Genomic DNA, 17,791 nt, shown 5'->3' with positions numbered 1-17,791 from the left:
CAGCACCGTTAAAACAAAGCTTACACGAAGCCAGATAGTCGGACAAAAGATAACGTAAGGTTAATCGGGGTTATCGCAGGGTCAGGGCCATTGCGCTTGTGGTTGCCTGCATATGCGACGCCACGTCCCTTTCCAAGCGCGAAGAAACCCCGTTACATGTCGCCATGACCCGCGCGCTCGCCCATCGCCTCATGCTGTTCGCCACCGTGTTGACGGTGGCCTTGGCGAGCGTCGTCTTCGCGGCCCGCATGGCGCCCGAGGTTGTGCAGGAAGCCTCGCTTGAGAGCTATCTCGCCATGGGCGGGACGCTGGACGAGATCTGCGACGGCGAAGGGACGCATCACCACGCGCATCATTGTCCGGTCTGCCATCTGCTGCCCGAGGCACCGCGCATCGCGTCGGATCGCCCGGCGCAGCGGATCGCCCGCGCCATCAACGCGCGTGTCCTGCGCGATCTGGCGACACGCCCGCAGCGCGGCGATCCGCATCGCTCACCCCGAGCACCCCCGGTCCTCGTCTGATCGCGCGCTGCCTGTTCGGGGCGCGCTGAGCCAGATTTCCCCGATTTTGCGAGGGATGCCCTCGCCCCTGATCATGCGCAGGCAGCGGTGCGTCCGCGCGCGCAAGGAGACCGAAGATGAAGACCACTCTGATTGCCGCCCTTGGCCTTGCCGTTCTCGCAACCGGTGCCGCCCATGCCGAAGGCCAGATGACCCACCAGATGAAACAGGGCGAGATGTCCGCCACCGTCCCTGCGGAGGCGCGTTTCGAGCTTGGCGCGCTGGTGATCGAGAACCCGTTCTCGCGCGCCTCTCTGCCCAACCAGCCAGTTGGTGGAGGGTTTTTCACCGTCACCAACACCGGCACCGAGGATGACCGGCTGATCGCCGCGAGCGTCGCGCCCGAAATGGCGGATCATATGGAAATCCACGAGATGGCGATGGACGGGCAGGTGATGAAGATGCGCGAACTGGCGGATGGTCTGCCCATCGCCGCAGGTGAGACGGTGCAGCTCAAGCCCGGCGGCTATCACCTGATGCTCATGGGACTGAAGCAGCCGCTGGTCGAGGGCGAGACCGTGGCGGTGACGCTGACGTTCGAAAAGGCGGGCAGCATCGAGGTTCCGCTGGCGATCGGCGCGCCCAACGCCAAGGGCGGTATGGGCCACGGCAGTGCTCACGGCCAAGGCCAGATGAAGCACGGCGGGTGAGGGCTGCGGCATGACAAAATCAGGGATTTCCGCGATCCGTCTGGCGCTTTGGGGGCTGGTGCTGCTGGCCCTCATCGTGCTGCTGTGGGTCCGTGTGCTTGCGCCGCGGCTCGAGCAGGACGTCACCGCGTCGCTCGGGCGGGGTGACTACCAACTGACAGCCACCGACGGCAGCGCTTTCACCGAAGACAGCCTGAAGGGCGCGCCCTCGGCGGTGTTCTTCGGCTTCACCCATTGCCCCGAGGTCTGCCCGACGACCTTGGGAGACATCGCCACATGGGAGGAGGGGCTGGGCAGTGACGCCGCTGCGCTGCGCGTCTTCTTCGTCACTGTCGATCCCGAGCGCGATACGGTCGAGCAGCTTCGCGACTATGTGTCATGGGTGCCCGAGGTGCGCGGGGTCTCGGGGTCTCGCGCGGATATCGACAAGGCGCTCAAGGCGTTCCGCATCTACGCCCGGCGCGTGCCGCTCGACGATGGCGGTTACACGATGGATCATTCGGCCATGGTGCTTCTGTTCGATGCGCGCGGCGATTACGCCGGGCTGATCAACTATCAAGAGGACTACGACCGGGCGCTCGGCAAGCTGCAGGCGCTGGTCGCGGGAGGCTGACGGCAGGGCCTTGCCGAAATCTTGCGCCGCCCCTTGCCGGATGGGGTGGCGCGCGCCACTCTTCACGTAAAGCACACAAGAGGCGGAGCGGGCAGATGGGCAGTACCAGACTGGGCAGTACCAGACGGAATTTTCTTTTCACCGGCGGCGCGATGGCGCTGCTCGCCGGCTGTGGCGGCGGCGGGGGCGGCTACACCAGTGCCGATGCGCCGCTTGATCCGATGCTGCTGCCCCAGCCCAATCCCGGCTGGGATGCGTGGGTCGCCGCCTTCCGCGGTCGCGCGCAATCGCAGGGCATCTCTGGCGGCACGTTCGATGCGGCCTTCCGCTCTGCGGGCTTTCTTCCCGGCGTGATCGAGCGGGACCGCAGCCAGACAGAGTTCACCCGCACGCTCGAGGATTACCTCGCGATCACCGCAAGCGAGCAGAAGGTCTTGCAAGGCCGGGCTGAACTGCGCCGCAACATGGGCGTGCTGCGCGAGATCGAGGCGCGCTACGGTGTTCCGCCGCATGTGGTCTGCGCGGTCTGGGGGATGGAAAGCAGCTATGGCACCCGGCGCGGCAATATCCCGGTGATCTCTGCCTGTTCGACGCTGGCCTACGAGGGGCGGCGCGGCGCGTTCTTCGAGGCGCAGACGCTGGCTGCCCTGCGCATCCTGCAGCGCGGCGACACCAGCCCCTCGCAGCTGACCGGCAGTTGGGCGGGGGCCATGGGCCATACGCAGTTCATTCCCACCACCTACCAGAGCTACGCGGTGGATTTCCGCGGCGATGGGCGGCGCGACATCTGGTCCGACGATCCGACGGACGGGCTGGCCTCCACCGCCAACTACCTGTCGCGCAGCGGCTGGCGGCGTGGCGAGCCCTGGGGTCTGGAAGTGGTGCTGCCTGCGGGCGGCGCCTCGATGGCGGGCGGCACGCGCAGCGGCGCGGGCTGGACTTCGGCAGGCGTGCGTCCCGCGTCCGGGGGCTCGATCCCGTCTGGCTCGGGCAAGCTCTTGCTGCCCGAGGGCGCGGCTGGTCCGGCGTTCCTCGTCTATCGGAACTTCAACGTCATCCTGCGCTACAACAACGCGCAGAAATACGGGATCGGCGTGGGCCACCTGTCGGACCGTCTGCTGGGCGCGGGTCCGCTGCGCGGCGGCTTTCCGCCCGACCGCTATGGGCTGACCATCGACGATCGCCGTGAGTTGCAGCGGCGCCTCACCGGCGCGGGCTTCGACGCGGGTACGCCCGACGGGGTGCTGGGAAGCAAGACGGAGGCGGCGATCCAAGGCTATCAGGCGCGCAATGGGCTGCCGGTGACCGGCGAGCCCTCGCAGGCACTGCTATCCCGGCTGCGGCGCGGGTGATCCGCGCCGCCTATGCGAACTCAGACCCGGGCGTCAGACGGTTGCGGTGCCGCCGGTAAGCGCGGCTTTGATGTCGCCCAAGGTCTTCTTCTCGGCCTCCGACACCGCCTCGCCGCCGAAGCCGAGAAAGCCGCCTTCCTTCGCCGCTTCGGCGGTGCGGGTGGCGGTCTCGACAAGGAACTCGGCAAAGGCGGGGGCCTCTTCGGGGGCGCTCGTCTTGATCAACCCGAGGATCTCGCTCAGCCGCGCGACGGCAGCATCGGTGATCTCGGGCGGCTTCTTGCCCTTCACCAGCGCCTTGACCCCGTCCAGCGCCGCCGAGCGGCCCTCCGAGGTCTTGTAAGCCTCGGCCACCTCTGCGGCGAGCGTGCCGGTGCCATCCTCGGTCGAGGCATCCTTCAGCGAGCCAGCCATGGCCGCGCTTTCCTGTACCGCGCCGATGAGACCGCCGGGATCGGCGGCGGTGATCGCGAGACCCGCCAGCATCGGTGCCTCGAGAACCGCAGCCCAGTCGGTTTCGGTGAATTTTTCCTTGAGTGCCATGAGAGCCTCCGCTCAGTTGCAAAGTCGTGCGCCACGGTCGGACCGTGGTCGGGCGTGGCGCGGGCTCCAAAAACCGGCCCGCAGGGGTCTCAAATGATCCGCGCTGCCGAAAAACGCTGCCGGGAAGTCCGGGGGGCAGGCGGGTAAGCCATCGGTGATGGTCTACGGAGTGTATCGCAACCTAAACGTGCAATCTAGCTGCGCCGCGCTTTGGCCGGTCAAACGGCTGCCGGTGGTCGGTTTTCCGCCGACCTGCCTTGGTGACTATGGGTGGAGGAAGCTTGGCCTAGACGACTTCGATCACGTCCTTGTCGATGGCCAGATGATAGCCCTTGCGCGCGATGTTGCGCACCAAAAGCTCGCTCACCATCTGGTTGCCGAGCCCGTCGCGCAGCCGCTTGATGCGGGTGGCGCCCGCCGCCTCTTCGCAATCGCTCGCATCGCGCCCCGAGATCACCGCTTCGATCTGCGCGCCGGTCAGCATCTCGTCGTCCATCCGGGCTTCGGCCAGCACCGACAGCGTCTCGATCATCGCCGCCGTCAACTTGAAGCCCATGGTGTTGAGATAGACCATATTCTCTTCGCGGCTGATGATCAGCGAGCTGACCTGAATGCCCGAGCGCTCGATCTGCGCCATGCGGCGGTTCATTCCCGCCAGCATGACAAGGAACACCAAGGCCGCCACCAGCATCGCCGCGGCGAAAATCAGCAGCACGAAGATCACCATGCGATAGCTCGCCAGCGTGTCGGCAAAGGCGGTCCCCGACTGGGCAAGGATCTCCAGCAGCTTGACCTCGGCCTGCGCGGTCAGGTCCTGCTCGACAAAGATGCGCTCGACGCGGGCATTGAAGGCGTTGCCGTCGGGCAGGGTGAGCATCAAGAGGCCGCCCGCAAAAGCCAGCAATGCGACGATGGCGACGATGCCGAAGGTGACGATCCGCCCGCCGGTGCGGCGCGCGTCAGTAGCGGAGGTAGAAGTCACCGGCATTTTTCTTCTTCTTGTCCGAGGGCTCCTGTTCCGACAGGCCGACGATGCTCAGCAGCGTCCAGCCGTTCCGGTCGAGCCGGATTTCAAGCTGCGCGGCGGCGGTGTTCTTCGTCGGGCATTCGGGGGTGGGGAGCAGTGCGATCCCATACTGCAGACGCAGCGGGTCGTCCTGTTTTGCCTTGTACTCGGCATAGCAGTCGGCCTGCGCCGCCGAGGCGGCGAACGAGGCGAGAAGAGCAAGGGCAAGGAGCGGCGTTTTCATACCCAAAGACTGAGCGCGCCGCGGCGGCAATTCAATAGCCCCAGACGGATAGGCGGCGGATATCCGATATCATCGGAGGGATATTGCCTGTTTTGCCGGGTGAGGCCGAGGGTTGGCTCGATCGCGGCACCTGCCGTGCTAGCCCCCAGGTTCATCCCCGAAGGAGACAGCCCATGTCCAGGAAGTTCATCGCCGCCATTCTTGCCGGCTCGCTTGTCGTCACCGGATTTTCCGCAGCCTCCGCCCGGGCCGCCGATGCAAAGGACGTGGCCAAAGTGCTGGGCACCGCCGCTGTCGTCTACATGATCGGCAAGGCGGTCAGTGAGGCGCGGGCCGACGCGCGCGAGAAAGAGAAAGACCGCAAGAAGCGCGACAAAGAGCGGGCCCAGATCCACGCCGCGGATCCCACCCCCTATCTGCCGCGCCCTTATCAGTTCGAGCAGCCGGGGCCGCAGGTTCGGGGCGTGCTGCCCGGGACCTGCGCGCGGGAGGTTCGTGGCGCGCGCGGCGAGGTGATGCTGCGCTCTTGCCTGCGCAGCGCGGCGGTGCGCACCGAAGCGCTGCCGGATCGCTGCAAAAGCGATGTGCGCGTCGGCAATGACCGCGAGCGCGCCTTCTCGGTGCAATGCCTCGAGACATCGGGCTGGCGTGTGGCTGGCGCTCGGTCCGTGCGCGACCATGATCGCAACCGCGATTGGAACCGCGATTGGAAGCGGGACTGGCGGCACGACGGGCAGTACGGGGGGCGGCGCGACTGAGCGCACCGCCTGGGCCGAGGTCCTAGTGCATGTCCTGCGGCAGCAGCAGGTTCAGCGCGATCGACAGGCCCGCCGCCGGCAGAAGGCCGGATGTCAGCAGCACCTGCGCCGTCTGGGGCAGGTGCTGCAGCGCCGAAGGCTCGAGCTGCAGCCCAAAGCCGACCGACAGCGAGATCGCAAAGATCACCATGTTGCGGCGGTTCCAGACCACCTCCGACAGCATATTGACCCCCGCCGCGCAGACCATGCCGAACATCACGATCACCGCTCCGCCCAGCACGTTGATCGGCACGGTCGAGACCGCGGCGCCGACCTTGGGCACCAGCCCGCAGACGATCAGGAAGAGCGCGCCGATGGTCACCACATGGCGGCTCATCACCCCGGTCATCGAAATGAGCCCGACGTTCTGGCTGAAGGACGTGTTGGGCAGCCCACCGAAAACACCCGCCACCGCCGAGCCCAGCCCGTCGGCGAAGGTCGCGCCGCCAACCTCGCGGTCGGTCGCTTCGCGCCCGGCGCCGCCCTTGGTGATGCCCGAGACGTCGCCCACGGTCTCAATCGCCGAGATGATCGCCATGAAGCACATGCCGATGATGATCGCGGCATTGAACTCGATGCCCCAGCGGAACGGCATGGGCAGCTCGAAGACCGGCGCATTGCCGACGCTGGCAAAACTGACCTGCCCCATGAAGAAGGCGACGAGATAGCCCGCGACCAGCCCCACAAGCACCGCCGAGAGCGACAGCAGCCCTTGGGTGAAGAACTTCACGCAGAGCGTCACGATGATCACCACCAGCGCCGGGAGCCACATGGCGAGGCTGCCGAACTCCGGCGTGCCCAGCTTCGGCACACCGCCCGCCGCATATTGGATGCCGACCTTCAGCAGCGCGAGGCCGATCATCAGCACGATAAGCCCGGTGACCAGCGGCGGCAGCGCGTGGCGGATCTTGGTGACGATGAAGCCGAGCGAGAAGTGGAACAGCCCGCCGATCACGATGCCGGTCATCAGCCCGGCCATGCCCGCAACGCCCTGTCCGGCCACCGCCGGGATCATCACCGGCAGGAAGGCGAAAGAGGTGCCCTGCACGATCGGCAGCCGCGCGCCCACCGGGCCGAAGCCGATGGACTGGAACAGCGTGGCGATCCCGGCAAACAGCATCACCATCTGGATCATGTAAATCATATTGGGAAAATCGGGGCTGTTCGAGCCGTAGCCGAAGCCCGCAGCCCCGGCGATGATGATCGCCGGGGTGACGTTCGAGGCGAACATCGCCAGCACGTGCTGCAGCCCCAGCGGCACGGCCTTGCCGAGCGGCGGCATGTAATTGGGGTCGCTCAGCTGTTCGGGCGTGCCGATCGGGTGGCCCTTGGCGGCGGTTGCGTCAGTCATTCCATAGTCTCCCTCTTTCCAAGGTCATGAGATGACCCGCCGCCTCTACCGGGCGTTTGCGCGGGGCGTTGGGGCGCGTCAGCCCCGGGTGATAAGCAGCGGCTCCTCCAGCCAGTGTTCTTCAAGGTTGGGCGTCTCGCCGATCCGGTCGACCACGGCGAAAAGCCCGGGCGCATGCAGCGGCGTCAGCACCCCGTGCCATGTGCCGCGGTGGAAGTTGATCCCCTGTCCGGGCGCCGCGAGGAAGGCGTGGATCGCCCCCGGTGCCGCGTTGCCGTCCGCGCCGGGCTCGGCCACGATCACCAGCCATTCGTTCTGATGCATGGGCAGGAAGGCCTGACTGCCCTCGGGGTGCCGCTCGACCAGGGCCAGCGTGTAGGGAAGGGCGCGCGGCTCGGCGTCGAAAAGGCTGATGCCCGCACGTCCGCCGGGACCGAAGTCCATCTCGGCGCGGTCGTGATGCCGCCCGCATAGACCCTGATTGATGATCTTGTCGGGCGCGCCCTTAATCTCCAGCACTTCGCCAAACGGAGCAAAGGCTTCGGCGGTCAGCGGCTTGATGGCGATCCCTTTCATCGTGCCGCTCCTACCGGGGCCAGCGAGACGTGGCGGTTGACGTCCTTGTAGAGCAGGTAGCGAAAGCGCGCGCTGTCATCGACGATGCAGGCCTGCGGGCAGAAGGCGCGCAGCCACATGAAATCGCCCGGGCCGACATCGACCCAGTCCTGATTGAGCAGGTAACGCGCGCGGCCCTCCAACACGTAAAGCCCGTGCTCCATCACATGGGTCTCGGCAAAGGGGATGCGCCCGCCCTTGCCGAAGGTGACGATATTGGCGTGAAAGTCGTGGCGGATGTCCTCGGGGTCGAAAAAGCGCTGCGTGCCCCAAAGCTCTTCGCAACCCTTCATCCAGTTGACCGGCACCTCGTCGTCATGGGTGACGATCACCGGCGGCACCGACACACCGGGCGCCGCTTCCCAGCGCTTGCGGATCCAGTGAAATTTGCAGGGCGTCTCGCCAGCGTTCCACAGCGTCCAGCCCGAGCTCGGCGGCAGGTAGACCACATGGCCCGCGCGCAGATCAAAGGTCTCTCCGGCAACAGTCAGCCGCGCCGTGCCTTCGGTGATCAGCAGCGCCGCTTGCGCCTGCGGGTCGGGCTCGGGGGCGTCGCTGCCGCCGCCCGGGGCCAGTTCGACCGCATATTGCGCAAAGCTCTCGGCAAAGCCCGAGAGCGGCTTTGCGATGATCCACGCGCGGGCCTGCTGCCAGCCCGGCAGCAGCGAGGTGACGATGTCGCGCATGGTGCCCGCCGGGATGAAGGCATAGGCGGTGGTGAAGACCGCCGCGCCATGCGGGTCATCCTCGCGCGGGGGCATTCCGGCGGGCGGAAAGGCGTAGGTGCGGGACGGGGACATCACGCTCACAGCACCGCCTCCAGCCGCAGGCGCGCAATGCGCTCGACCTGCCGGCAGGCCTCGGCGAACTCGGTCTCGGTGTCATTGGCGATGCGCCGCTCGAAGGCGGCGAGGATGCCCGCCTTGTCATGGTCGCGCACCGCGATGATGAACGGAAACCCGTGCTTGTCCACATAGGCGGTGTTCAACTCGGTGAACCGCGCCCGCTCGGCGTCGGTCAGCGCGTCGAGCCCGGCGCTGGCCTGTTCGGCGGTGCTGTCCTCGGTCAGGCGCTTGGCCCCGGCGAGCTTGCCTGCGAGGTCGGGGTGGGCCTGCAGCACGCCCAGCCGTTCTTCGTGGCTGGCGGTGCGCAGCACGCGGGCGAGGGCGTTGGCCAGCCCCGCCGGACGGTCATGTGCGGCGCCAAGCTCGAGATCAAAGGCGCGCTCGGCGACCCAAGGCGAATGCTCGACGATGCCGCCGAAGGTGCCGACAAAAGTCTCGCGGTCCATGGTCGACGGGCGCGGGCCCTTCTTCGGCGGGTGGGTCTTGGCCCAATGCTCGGCGATCTCCAGCCGGGTCGGGGTCCAGACCCCTTCGAAACCGCCAATGTAGTCGAGGAACCGCTTGAGCCCGGCCATTTTGCCCGGGCGGCCAATGAGCCGGCAGTGCAGCCCCACCGACATCATCGCAGGCTTGCCCGCTTCGCCCTCGACGATCAGCGTGTCGAACGCGTCCTTGAGGTAGGTGTAGAACATCTCGCCCTCGATCCAGCCGGGCGAGGTGGCGAAGCGCATGTCGTTGGCCTCGAGCGTGTAGGGGATGATCAGCTGGTCGCGACCGTCCCCCTCGAGCCAGTAGGGCAGGTCGTCGTCATAGGTGTCGGAGACATAGTCGAACTGGCCGGTTTCGGCGACCAGACGCACGGTATTGGCGCTGCAGCGCCCGGTGTACCAGCCGCGCGGCGCCTCGCCGACGACCTCGCTGTGCAGGCGGATCGCCTCGGCGATGGCGGCGCGTTCCTCCTCCTCGGGCATGTCCTTGTGCTCGACCCACTTCAGCCCATGCGAGGCAATCTCCCAGCCCGCGTCCTTCATCGCCTCGACCTGCTCGGGCGAGCGGGCGAGGGCCGTGGCGACACCATAGATGGTCAGCGGGATATCATAGCCGGTGAAGAGGCGATGCAGCCGCCAGAACCCGGCGCGGGCGCCGTACTCATAGATCGACTCCATGTTCCAGTGCCGCTGGCCCTGCCATTGCGCCGCGCCGGCGATGTCCGACAGGAAGGCCTCCGAGGCGGCATCGCCATGCAGGATGTTGTTCTCGCCACCCTCTTCGTAGTTGAGCACGAATTGCACTGCGATCTTCGCGCCGCCGGGCCATTTCGCGTCGGGGCGGTCGGGGCCGTGGCCAATCATATTGCGGGGATAGCGCTGCATCTGCCGGTCCTCTGGCATGGGTCTTTCTCCTGTCGATACTGGCGCGCCGGGCGGGGCGGAACCGCAAAGCGGCCGCTCTTCGCGCGCGTCTTGCCTCTTCTGTTAGCACCGCTGAAAAAAGGAGCAAGTTCTTGCGGCCTCCGCGGCGCCATCGCCCGACCCCGCGCCTGCGGTGCCGCCAGAGCCTCCGGCGGGGATATTTTTGCCAAGAGGAAGCGGCGCGGTCTTCCTCTTGGCGAAAATATCCCGGGGGAGAGGCGCGCAGCGGCTCGGGCGCAGCGCCCCCCCTCTTTTCCGCACTTCGAGACTGTCCTGCCAGAGGCCCTTTAGCGCGGCACCATATGGACAGAGCGCCCCTCAGACCCTATGTGCACCCATCATGGCCAAGCAGAAGTCCGACCCGAACTACAAGATCATCGCCGAGAACCGGCGCGCGCGCTTCGATTACGCGATCGAGGACGACATCGAATGCGGTATCGTGCTCACCGGCTCGGAGGTCAAAAGCCTGCGCGAGAACAGCTCCAACATCGCCGAGAGTTACGCCGCGGTGGAAGAGAGCGAGCTGTGGCTGGTGAACTCTTATATCGCGCCCTACACCCGCGCCATGTTCCCGCATGAGGAACGCCGCCGCCGCAAGCTGCTGGTCTCAAAGAAAGAGCTGGCCCGGCTGTGGAACGAGACCCAGCGCAAGGGCATGACGATCGTGCCGCTGGTCATGTATTTCAACCACAAGGGCGTGGTGAAGCTGAAGATCGGCATCGCCAAGGGCAAGAAGAACCACGACAAGCGCGAGACCGAGGCCAAGCGCGACTGGAACCGCCAGAAACAGCGTTTGCTCAAGGAGCGTGGCTGAGACGCGGGAAGCCCAGCAACTCGCGGGGCCGGGCGGCTCAGGGTTGCCAGTCCGCGGCGAGCACCTTAGAGACGACACGATGCTGACTGCCCCGGGGAGAGGTGATGGCAAGTGACGATCCCAAGACGCTGGTGTCGACCGACTGGCTGGCGCGCCACCTGAAGGACCCGGACCTGCGCCTGCTCGATGCGAGCTGGTACCTGCCGGGCTCGGGCCGCGATCCGAAAGCCGAATATGAGGCCGCGCATATTCCCGGCGCGCGCTTCTTCGACATTGACGAGATTTCCGACCTGCGCTCGGAGCTGCCGCATATGGTGCCGCCGGTGGACAAGTTCATGTCCCGGATGCGCGCCTTGGGCGTCGGCGATGGCCATCAGATCGTGGTCTACGATGGCGCTGGCCTGTTTTCCGCCGCCCGCGTGTGGTGGCTGTTCAAGCTTATGGGCCATGACGATATCGCGGTGCTCGACGGCGGTCTGCCGAAATGGCAGGCCGAGGGCCGCGAGATCGAGGACCTGCCGCCCATCATCCGCGACCGCCACATGATGGTGCGCCGCCAGAATCATCTGGTGAAGGATGTCACGCAGGTCTCTGCCGCTGCCAAGCTGCGCGATCACGAGATCATCGATGCCCGCGGCGCCGAGCGCTTTCGCGGCGCCGTGCCCGAGCCGCGGCCGGGTCTGCGCGCGGGGCACATCCCCGGATCGAAGAACGTGCCTTTCTCGGTGCTGCTCAATGGCGATCAGACGCTGAAGGCGCCCGATGCGCTGCGCGCCGCCTTCGAGGCCGCCGGGGTCGATCTGAGCAAACCCGCGATCACCACCTGCGGCTCGGGCGTCACCGCGGCGATCCTGAGCCTTGCCCTGACACGCATGGGAAAGACCGACCATGCCCTTTATGACGGGTCCTGGAGCGAGTGGGGGCAATTCCCCACGCTGCCCGTCGCCACCGGAGAGGACTGATGTTCGAGACTCTGAAAGAGCAACCCGCCGACAAGATCCTGATGCTGATGCAGGCCTACCGCGAAGACCCGCGGGAGCAGAAGATCGACCTCGGGGTCGGCGTCTACAAGGACGCCAGCGGCAACACGCCCGTCATGCATGCCATCAAGGCCGCGGAAAAGCAGCTCTGGGAGAGTGAGACCACCAAGGCCTATACCGGTCTGGCGGGCGATCCGGCTTTCTCGAACGCTATGATCGAGCTGGTGCTGGGCGATGCCGTCCCGCGTGAGACTGTGGCCGCGGCAGCGACGCCGGGCGGCACCGGCGCGGTGCGTCAGGGCTTTGACATGATCAAGCAGGCCAACCCCAAGGCCCGCGTCTTCGTGTCCGACCCGACCTGGCCGAACCACCTGTCGATCCTCAAGCACATGGGGCTCGAGATCGTCCCCTACCGCTATTTCGACAATGAGACCCGCGCCGTCGATTTCGTCGGCATGATCGCCGACCTGCATCAGGTGATGCCGGGGGACGTGGTGCTGCTGCACGGCTGCTGCCACAACCCCACCGGCGCCAACCTCAACCTCGCGCAGTGGAAGGCGGTCACCGAACTGCTGCTCGAGAAAGAGGGCACGCCGATGATCGACATCGCCTATCAGGGCTTTGGCGACGGGCTGGAAGAGGATGCGGCGGGCGTGCGTCTCGTGGCCTCCTCGGTGCCCGAGTGCCTGATCGCCGCCTCCTGCTCGAAGAACTTCGGCATCTACCGCGAGCGCACCGGCCTGCTGATGGCGGTGGCCAAGGATGCTGGCGCGCAGAAGCTGAACCAGAGCACGCTGAACTACCTCAACCGTCAGAACTATTCCTTCCCGCCGGATCACGGCGCGCGTCTGGTGTCGATGGTTCTGGCCGATCCCGAGCTGCGCGCCGATTGGGCGGCGGAACTCGAAGCGGTGCGCCTGTCGATGCTGCGCCTGCGCGAGCAACTGGCGTCGGAGCTGCAGCGCCTGTCGGGTTCCGACCGCTTCGGTTTTATCGCCCAGCACCGCGGCATGTTCTCGCGCCTCGGTGCCACGCCCGAGCAGGTCGAGACCATGCGCCGCGACCACGGTGTCTACATGGTGGGCGACTCGCGTCTGAACATCGCCGGGCTGAACGAGACCACCGTGCCGATCCTCGCCGAGGCGATCATCAAATCTGGCGTCTGAGCGCGGGTACTCTGAAAAGCGAGACGCGGGCCTTTTGGCCCGCGTTTTCATGTCTGCCTCAGCCGTGCACGGCGAGACTGTCCTGCGGCGCCTCGGCCCGGTCCTCCATGCCGTAATCGCGCAGCACATGGCACACCCGCAGCCGGTAGTCCGCGAAAATCCCCTCGCGCCCGGCCTTCTGCGCGCCGCGGTGCTCGGCCAGGCTGCGCCACCGCGCCACCGCCGCTTCGTCTTCGAAAAAGCTGATCGACAGAAGCTTGCCGGGGTTGGTGAGGCTCTGAAAGCGCTCGACCGAGATGAACCCCTCGATCTCTTCGGCCATGGGGCGCATGGCGGCGGCGATGTCGAGATAGTCATCCTTGCGCCCCGCTGCGGGGATGACCTCGAAGATGATGGCGATCATGGTTCTGTCCTCCTTGCCTGCAGGTGTCGCCGCGGCGCCGGGAAATGGCAAGCGGCCGCGGGGCGGCAGCCTTTCGCCATGCGTATTTTTAAAGAGAAGAAGGGATGGGCCCTTGGCGGTCTCCCGCTTCTTCTCTTTCCAAATACGCAATGGCGCGGCGTGGTGGCCCCTGCACTGCCGCAGGGTCAGCGCGGGGCGGCGGATTTACAGACCGTTGCCAAAGCCCTATGTCCCCCAGCAGTATCGGAGGTTTGCATGACGCAAAATGAGACCGCGCCGCGCCGCGGAGTGATCTATACCGCCTGGGGCCGCGAGCATGTCGATGTCGCGCGGCGGTCGGCGGCGAGCGTCAAGCGCTGGAACCCGGAAATCGAGACGGCGATCTGGTGCAAGGAGGGGGATGATACCTCGGGCTTCGACGCCGGGTTCATCATCCCCGAGGGGATGAAACGTCCGAAAATTGAGCTGCTCTCGCAGTCGCCCTATGACGAGACCCTCTATCTCGACAACGACACGATCATCCGCAGCGATCTTGGCCCGATGTTCGGGCTGCTGCGCAAGTATGAGCTCTGCGGCGCGCAGGTGATCCTGTGGCACCGCAAACGGCACCTCAAGAAAATCGAACTCGACCTGCCCGAGAGCTTCCCCGAGATCAACTGCGGCGTGCTGCTCTATCGCAAGACGCCGCGCACCGACGCCTTTTTTGACGATTGGGTGCGCCGCTATCTCGCCTCGGGGATGAAGATCGACCAGCCCGCCTTCCGCGAGGCGCTGTGGCAGTCGGATGTGAATTTCTACGTGCTGCCGCCGCAATTCAACAAGCGCGTCTTTGAGGCGTCGGAACTGATCTGGTCCGACGCGCCGAAACCGCGCATCCTGCACCTTGAACTTTTGCGCCCGCAGAAGAACGGTTTTCTGCGCTGGCTGTCCAACCGTATCCGCTGACCCGGCCCGCTCCTGCGCCAGCTTGCCCGCAGGAGAGGCTCATGCGACCCTTCATCCCGGAGGATGTGATCCATGTCTGACACGATGACCCGAGACGAGACCCGCCTGCTGCCGCAGGTTCACGAGCCGCGCAACCCCGGCATGCCGCTCGATATGGATGTGGTCATGCGCTGCACCGCCAACCGCTCGGCGATCGAGCGCCGCGCCGCGACGCTGCCGGGCCGCCGCTCGGTGAAGAAGGACTATCAGGCGGCGTGGCTCGCGCGCGCCATCAGCTGCATCGACCTGACCACGCTGGCGGGCGACGACACGCCGGGCCGCGTCGCGCGGCTCTGCGCCAAGGCGCGCCAGCCGGTGCGGGCCGATATCCTCGAGGCGCTGGGGCTCGAAGGGCTGACCACCGGCGCGGTCTGCGTTTATCACGATATGATCGCCCCCGCCGTCGCGGCGCTGGAGGGCACCGGCATTCCCGTGGCCGCGGTCTCCACCGGCTTCCCGGCGGGGCTCTCGCCCTTCCATCTGCGCGTTGCCGAGATCACCGAGAGCGTGAAGGCGGGCGCGCGGGAGATCGACATCGTCATCTCGCGCCGTCACGTGCTGACCGGCGACTGGCAGGCGCTCTATGACGAGATGCGCGCCTTCCGCGAGGCCTGCGGCGAGGCGCATGTTAAGGCGATCCTCGCCACCGGCGAGCTGGGCACGCTGCAGAACGTTGCGCGCGCCTCGATGGTCTGCATGATGGCGGGCGCCGATTTCATCAAGACCTCGACCGGCAAGGAAAGCGTCAACGCGACCCTGCCCGTGAGTCTCGTGATGATGCGGGCGATCCGCGAATATTTCGAAGAGACCGGCTATCGCGTCGGTTACAAGCCTGCGGGCGGGATTTCCAAGGCCAAGGATGCGGTGACTTATCTGGCGCTGGTCAAGGAAGAGCTGGGCGACCGCTGGCTGCAGCCCGACCTTTACCGCTTCGGGGCCTCTTCGCTGCTGGGCGACATCGAGCGCCAGCTGGAACACCACGTGACCGGGGCCTACTCGGCCTCCTGGCGCCACGCCACGAGCTGATGGCGCGTCTGCGTATTTGGAGAACAATGACATGGGCGTGAAAGAGATTTTCGAGAGCATGGACTACGGACCGGCCCCCGAGAGCGCCGCGGATGCGCTGACTTGGATTGTCGATCAGGGCTCGCGTTTTGGCTGCTATATCGACGGCGGCTTCACCAAGCCGGGCGCGACCTTCGAGAGCCGCAACCCCGCCACCGGCGAGGTGCTGGCCGAGGTCACGCAGGCCACGCAGGGCGACGTCGACGCAGCGGTGAAAGCCGCGCGCGCGGCGCAGCCGGGCTGGGCGAAGCTGGGCGGCAAGGGCCGGGCGCGCTTCCTCTATGCGCTGGCGCGGCTGCTGCAGAAACATGCGCGGCTGATGGCGGTGCTGGAGACGCTGGACAACGGCAAGCCGATCCGCGAGAGCCGCGACATCGACGTGCCGCTCGTGGCGCGGCATTTCTACTACCACGCGGGCTGTGCGCAGCTGATGGACGCGGAGCTTCCGGGGCGGGAGGCGCTGGGCGTCTGCGGCCAGATCGTGCCGTGGAACTTCCCGCTGCTGATGCTGGCCTGGAAAATCGCTCCGGCGCTGGCGATGGGCAATACGGTGGTGCTGAAACCCGCCGAGTGGACCTCGCTCACCGCGCTCTGCTTTGCCGATCTCTGCCAGCAGGCCGGGCTGCCGAAGGGCGTCGTGAACATCGTCACCGGCGACGGTGCCGTGGGCGAGATGATCACCGGCGCCGAGGTCGACAAGATCGCCTTCACCGGCTCGACCGAGGTGGGGCGCAAGATCCGCGCCGCCACCGCGGGCAGCGGCAAGTCGCTGACGCTCGAGCTGGGCGGCAAATCGGCCTATGTGGTCTTTGAAGACGCAGACCTCGACAGCGCGGTCGAAGGGCTGGTGGACGCCATCTGGTTCAACCAGGGGCAGGTCTGCTGCGCGGGCTCGCGCCTGCTGGTACAGGAGGGCATCGCCGAGCGCTTCCACGACAAGCTCAAGGCACGGATGGACAAGCTGCGCCTTGGCGATCCGCTCGACAAGTGCATCGACATCGGCGCCATCGTCGATCCCGAGCAGAAGGGCCGGATTGAGGCGCTGATGCAGAAGGCCGCGGGTGAGGGCGAGGTCTACACCGGTTGCGCCGCGCCCGAGGGCTGTTTCATCGCGCCGACGCTGGTGACGGGTCTCTCGCCCGCATCGCTGCTGATGCAGGAAGAGATCTTCGGCCCGGTGCTGGTCTCGACCACCTTCCGCACCCCGTCCGAGGCGGTGCAGATCGCCAACAACACGCGCTATGGCCTCGCGGCCTCGGTCTGGTCGGAAAACATCAACACCGCCCTCGACGTGGCGCCGAAGCTCGAGGCCGGGGTGGTCTGGATCAACGGCAGCAATATGTTCGATGCGGCGGCGCCCTTTGGCGGGTTGCGCGAGAGCGGCTTTGGCCGCGAGGGCGGCTGGGAAGGGCTTGGCGCCTACACGCGGCCGGCGGGCAAGGCGAAGGCGCTGAAGAAGGTTGAGCCCTTCGCCGGTGAGAGCGCCGAGCCGCAGGATGTGGACCGCACAGCCAAGCTCTACATCGGCGGCAAGCAGGCGCGGCCCGATGGGGGCTACGCGCAGAACATCTACGACAAGAAGGGCCGTCTGCTGGGGCAGGCGCCGATCTCGTCGCGCAAGGACATCCGCAACGCCGTCGAGGCGGCGCGGGGGGCGGCGGGCTGGTCGTCGGCCACGGCACACAACCGCGCGCAGGTGATCTATTTCATCGCCGAGAACCTGCAGGCGCGGGCGGGCGAGTTCGCGGCGCGGATCGACGCGATGACCGGCGGCAAGGGAGGCGCGGCAGAGGTCGAGGCCTCGGTCGACCGGCTGTTCACCTATGCCGCTTGGGCCGACAAATACGAGGGTGCGGTGAAGCCCGTCCCGCTGCGCGGCACCGCGCTGGCTCTGCGCAAGCCCACCGGTGTGATCGGTGCCTTCTGCCCGGACGAGGCGCCGCTGCTGGGGCTGGTGTCGGTGATGGCGCCCGCTATCGCTATGGGTAACCGCGTGGTGCTGGTCGCCTCCGAGCCCTTCCCGTTGGCGGCGACGGATTTCTATCAGGTGCTCGACACGTCGGACCTGCCGGGCGGGGTGGTCAACATCCTGACCGGTCCGCATGAAGAGCTTGCCTCGACCCTTGCCAGCCACATGGATGTGGAGGCGGTGTGGAGCTTTTCCTCGTCGGACCTGTCGAAAGCCATCGAGGCGGGCGCTGCGGGCAACCTCAAGCGCACATGGGTCAACGACGGCAAGGCGCGCGACTGGTCCGCGGCGGCGGGGGAGGGCGAGCCCTTCCTCGAGGCGGCGACCGAGGTGCAGACCGTCTGGATCCCCTGGGGCGCGTGACGCGCGCTGAGTCGGCTTGCGCGGGGCGCATGGCGCCCCGCCAATTCCGCTGATGATTC

At 66.6% G+C, this 17,791-nt stretch carries 19 protein-coding genes; 11 read left to right on the top strand and 8 right to left on the bottom strand.

The features are described 5' to 3' along the window. Positions 1-164: 164 nt before the first annotated feature. The 4 genes from AYJ57_RS05525 to AYJ57_RS05510 all read left to right on the top strand — a co-directional run bounded on the left by AYJ57_RS05525 (position 165) and on the right by AYJ57_RS05510 (position 3,175). Positions 165-521, top strand: a complete 357-nt coding sequence (locus tag AYJ57_RS05525) for a DUF2946 family protein (protein WP_066102341.1) — start codon at positions 165-167, stop codon at positions 519-521. A 116-nt stretch (positions 522-637) separates the two neighbouring features. Next, entirely contained in the window at positions 638-1,210 is a 573-nt protein-coding gene (locus AYJ57_RS05520; RefSeq protein WP_083191157.1) for a copper chaperone PCu(A)C, read from the top strand. A 10-nt stretch (positions 1,211-1,220) separates the two neighbouring features. Further along, positions 1,221-1,823: an SCO family protein gene (locus tag AYJ57_RS05515; protein WP_066102338.1), complete on the top strand. Its 603-nt coding sequence runs from the start codon at positions 1,221-1,223 to the stop codon at positions 1,821-1,823. 152 nt (positions 1,824-1,975) lie between these two features. Continuing rightward, positions 1,976-3,175, top strand: a complete 1,200-nt coding sequence (locus AYJ57_RS05510) for a lytic murein transglycosylase (protein WP_442974735.1) — start codon at positions 1,976-1,978, stop codon at positions 3,173-3,175. A gap of 33 nt (positions 3,176-3,208) precedes the next feature. Here the strand turns inward: AYJ57_RS05510 and AYJ57_RS05505 are convergent, their stop codons facing one another. The 3 genes from AYJ57_RS05505 to AYJ57_RS05495 form a co-directional block, all read right to left on the bottom strand. Further along, positions 3,209-3,718, bottom strand: a complete 510-nt coding sequence (locus AYJ57_RS05505) for a hypothetical protein (RefSeq protein WP_066102335.1) — start codon at positions 3,716-3,718, stop codon at positions 3,209-3,211. Between the two features lie 286 nt (positions 3,719-4,004). Continuing rightward, on the bottom strand, positions 4,005-4,595 hold the full coding sequence (locus AYJ57_RS05500; RefSeq protein WP_442974734.1) for a hypothetical protein: 591 nt from the start codon (positions 4,593-4,595) through the stop codon (positions 4,005-4,007). Positions 4,596-4,677: 82 nt separating this feature from the next. Then, on the bottom strand, positions 4,678-4,968 hold the full coding sequence (locus AYJ57_RS05495; protein WP_066102329.1) for a hypothetical protein: 291 nt from the start codon (positions 4,966-4,968) through the stop codon (positions 4,678-4,680). A 173-nt stretch (positions 4,969-5,141) separates the two neighbouring features. Between AYJ57_RS05495 and AYJ57_RS05490 the strand changes: the two genes are divergently transcribed. After that, entirely contained in the window at positions 5,142-5,726 is a 585-nt protein-coding gene (locus tag AYJ57_RS05490) for a hypothetical protein (RefSeq protein WP_066102326.1), read from the top strand. Positions 5,727-5,748: 22 nt separating this feature from the next. Here AYJ57_RS05490 and AYJ57_RS05485 read toward each other — a convergent pair whose 3' ends face one another. The 4 genes from AYJ57_RS05485 to puuE all read right to left on the bottom strand — a co-directional run bounded on the left by AYJ57_RS05485 (position 5,749) and on the right by puuE (position 9,949). Then, the gene (locus tag AYJ57_RS05485; protein ID WP_066102322.1) at positions 5,749-7,116 is read right to left on the bottom strand and encodes a uracil-xanthine permease family protein; all 1,368 of its coding nucleotides are present in this window, start codon (positions 7,114-7,116) and stop codon (positions 5,749-5,751) included. Positions 7,117-7,194: 78 nt separating this feature from the next. Beyond that, on the bottom strand, positions 7,195-7,692 hold the full coding sequence (locus AYJ57_RS05480) for an ureidoglycolate lyase (RefSeq protein ID WP_066102319.1): 498 nt from the start codon (positions 7,690-7,692) through the stop codon (positions 7,195-7,197). After that, positions 7,689-8,531 carry a bifunctional allantoicase/(S)-ureidoglycine aminohydrolase gene (locus AYJ57_RS05475; RefSeq protein WP_066106709.1) on the bottom strand — a complete coding sequence of 281 codons (843 nt, stop codon included), beginning with the start codon at positions 8,529-8,531 and terminating at the stop codon, positions 7,689-7,691. The genes AYJ57_RS05480 and AYJ57_RS05475 overlap by 4 nt, the downstream gene beginning before the upstream one ends. Positions 8,532-8,536: 5 nt before the next feature. After that, complete coding sequence (gene puuE / locus AYJ57_RS05470) at positions 8,537-9,949, bottom strand: allantoinase PuuE (RefSeq protein WP_066106706.1); 1,413 nt, start codon at positions 9,947-9,949, stop codon at positions 8,537-8,539. A gap of 379 nt (positions 9,950-10,328) precedes the next feature. On the opposite strand from puuE, the gene smpB reads away from it, so the two are divergent. The 3 genes from smpB (at position 10,329) to AYJ57_RS05455 (ending at position 12,948) form a co-directional block, all read left to right on the top strand. Beyond that, on the top strand, positions 10,329-10,802 hold the full coding sequence (gene smpB, locus AYJ57_RS05465) for an SsrA-binding protein SmpB (RefSeq protein ID WP_066102316.1): 474 nt from the start codon (positions 10,329-10,331) through the stop codon (positions 10,800-10,802). A 104-nt stretch (positions 10,803-10,906) separates the two neighbouring features. Further along, entirely contained in the window at positions 10,907-11,764 is an 858-nt protein-coding gene (gene sseA / locus AYJ57_RS05460; RefSeq protein ID WP_066102313.1) for a 3-mercaptopyruvate sulfurtransferase, read from the top strand. Further along, positions 11,764-12,948, top strand: coding sequence for an amino acid aminotransferase (locus AYJ57_RS05455; protein ID WP_066102310.1), 1,185 nt, complete (start codon positions 11,764-11,766; stop codon positions 12,946-12,948). The genes sseA and AYJ57_RS05455 overlap by 1 nt, the downstream gene beginning before the upstream one ends. 58 nt (positions 12,949-13,006) lie before the next feature. Here the strand turns inward: AYJ57_RS05455 and AYJ57_RS05450 are convergent, their stop codons facing one another. Next, positions 13,007-13,351: an antibiotic biosynthesis monooxygenase family protein gene (locus tag AYJ57_RS05450; RefSeq protein WP_066102307.1), complete on the bottom strand. Its 345-nt coding sequence runs from the start codon at positions 13,349-13,351 to the stop codon at positions 13,007-13,009. A gap of 255 nt (positions 13,352-13,606) precedes the next feature. On the opposite strand from AYJ57_RS05450, the gene AYJ57_RS05445 reads away from it, so the two are divergent. The 3 genes from AYJ57_RS05445 to AYJ57_RS05435 all read left to right on the top strand — a co-directional run bounded on the left by AYJ57_RS05445 (position 13,607) and on the right by AYJ57_RS05435 (position 17,732). After that, positions 13,607-14,296, top strand: coding sequence for a putative nucleotide-diphospho-sugar transferase (locus AYJ57_RS05445; protein WP_066102305.1), 690 nt, complete (start codon positions 13,607-13,609; stop codon positions 14,294-14,296). A 72-nt stretch (positions 14,297-14,368) separates the two neighbouring features. Beyond that, positions 14,369-15,361: a deoxyribose-phosphate aldolase gene (gene deoC, locus AYJ57_RS05440; RefSeq protein ID WP_066102302.1), complete on the top strand. Its 993-nt coding sequence runs from the start codon at positions 14,369-14,371 to the stop codon at positions 15,359-15,361. 31 nt (positions 15,362-15,392) lie between these two features. Next, positions 15,393-17,732: an aldehyde dehydrogenase family protein gene (locus AYJ57_RS05435; RefSeq protein ID WP_066102299.1), complete on the top strand. Its 2,340-nt coding sequence runs from the start codon at positions 15,393-15,395 to the stop codon at positions 17,730-17,732. Positions 17,733-17,791: the final 59 nt, after the last annotated feature.

This window comes from Salipiger sp. CCB-MM3 (genome assembly GCF_001687105.1).
Lineage (GTDB): Bacteria > Pseudomonadota > Alphaproteobacteria > Rhodobacterales > Rhodobacteraceae > Salipiger.
Note: the sequence above shows the minus strand (reverse complement) of the source record. Positions and strands in the feature narration are given on the sequence as shown.

Excerpts from the sequence above, each read along its gene's own strand:
- AYJ57_RS05525 (WP_066102341.1), top strand. The coding sequence starts at position 165 with ATGACCCGCGCGCTCGCCCATCGCCTCATGCTGTTCGCCACCGTGTTG.
- AYJ57_RS05520 (WP_083191157.1), top strand. The coding sequence starts at position 638 with ATGAAGACCACTCTGATTGCCGCCCTTGGCCTTGCCGTTCTCGCAACC.
- AYJ57_RS05515 (WP_066102338.1), top strand. The coding sequence starts at position 1,221 with ATGACAAAATCAGGGATTTCCGCGATCCGTCTGGCGCTTTGGGGGCTG.
- AYJ57_RS05510 (WP_442974735.1), top strand. The coding sequence starts at position 1,976 with ATGGCGCTGCTCGCCGGCTGTGGCGGCGGCGGGGGCGGCTACACCAGT.
- AYJ57_RS05505 (WP_066102335.1), bottom strand. The coding sequence starts at position 3,718 with ATGGCACTCAAGGAAAAATTCACCGAAACCGACTGGGCTGCGGTTCTC.
- AYJ57_RS05500 (WP_442974734.1), bottom strand. The coding sequence starts at position 4,595 with ATGCTCACCCTGCCCGACGGCAACGCCTTCAATGCCCGCGTCGAGCGC.
- AYJ57_RS05495 (WP_066102329.1), bottom strand. The coding sequence starts at position 4,968 with ATGAAAACGCCGCTCCTTGCCCTTGCTCTTCTCGCCTCGTTCGCCGCC.
- AYJ57_RS05490 (WP_066102326.1), top strand. The coding sequence starts at position 5,142 with ATGTCCAGGAAGTTCATCGCCGCCATTCTTGCCGGCTCGCTTGTCGTC.
- AYJ57_RS05485 (WP_066102322.1), bottom strand. The coding sequence starts at position 7,116 with ATGACTGACGCAACCGCCGCCAAGGGCCACCCGATCGGCACGCCCGAA.
- AYJ57_RS05480 (WP_066102319.1), bottom strand. The coding sequence starts at position 7,692 with ATGAAAGGGATCGCCATCAAGCCGCTGACCGCCGAAGCCTTTGCTCCG.
- AYJ57_RS05475 (WP_066106709.1), bottom strand. The coding sequence starts at position 8,531 with ATGTCCCCGTCCCGCACCTACGCCTTTCCGCCCGCCGGAATGCCCCCG.
- puuE (WP_066106706.1), bottom strand. The coding sequence starts at position 9,949 with ATGCAGCGCTATCCCCGCAATATGATTGGCCACGGCCCCGACCGCCCC.
- smpB (WP_066102316.1), top strand. The coding sequence starts at position 10,329 with ATGGCCAAGCAGAAGTCCGACCCGAACTACAAGATCATCGCCGAGAAC.
- sseA (WP_066102313.1), top strand. The coding sequence starts at position 10,907 with ATGGCAAGTGACGATCCCAAGACGCTGGTGTCGACCGACTGGCTGGCG.
- AYJ57_RS05455 (WP_066102310.1), top strand. The coding sequence starts at position 11,764 with ATGTTCGAGACTCTGAAAGAGCAACCCGCCGACAAGATCCTGATGCTG.
- AYJ57_RS05450 (WP_066102307.1), bottom strand. The coding sequence starts at position 13,351 with ATGATCGCCATCATCTTCGAGGTCATCCCCGCAGCGGGGCGCAAGGAT.
- AYJ57_RS05445 (WP_066102305.1), top strand. The coding sequence starts at position 13,607 with ATGACGCAAAATGAGACCGCGCCGCGCCGCGGAGTGATCTATACCGCC.
- deoC (WP_066102302.1), top strand. The coding sequence starts at position 14,369 with ATGTCTGACACGATGACCCGAGACGAGACCCGCCTGCTGCCGCAGGTT.
- AYJ57_RS05435 (WP_066102299.1), top strand. The coding sequence starts at position 15,393 with ATGGGCGTGAAAGAGATTTTCGAGAGCATGGACTACGGACCGGCCCCC.